The sequence below is a fragment of the Xenorhabdus sp. KK7.4 genome, assembly GCF_963876465.1.
Taxonomy (GTDB): Bacteria; Pseudomonadota; Gammaproteobacteria; order Enterobacterales; family Enterobacteriaceae; genus Xenorhabdus; species Xenorhabdus stockiae.
This window is the reverse complement of record NZ_CAWNQF010000060.1, coordinates 1-222: the sequence shown is the minus strand read 5'-3', so window position 1 is coordinate 222 and position 222 is coordinate 1. Positions and strand designations below refer to the sequence as shown.

The window sequence follows — 222 nt, the reverse complement described above, 5'->3', positions numbered from 1 at the left end:
ACCTGACCCCATGCCGAACTCAGCAGTGAAACGCCGTAGCGCCGATGGTAGTGTGGGGTCTCCCCATGTGAGAGTAGGACACTGCCAGACATCACTTTGTCAGAGAAGCCATCCTTCACCGGATGGCTTTTTTGTATATAGAAAACCCCCTGCTAGGCAGGGGGTTCCGTAGAGCTTTCAGCGATGAGGCAGCTATAAAAACCCCTTTTGATTTGTTAAAAC

At 50.9% G+C, this 222-nt stretch carries 1 rRNA gene; it reads left to right on the top strand.

The features are described from left to right. Nucleotides 1–90: ribosomal RNA gene (rrf, locus tag AACS90_RS06195) — 5S ribosomal RNA — on the top strand; the annotation flags it as partial. Between the last annotated feature and the right edge of the window lie 132 nt (nt 91–222).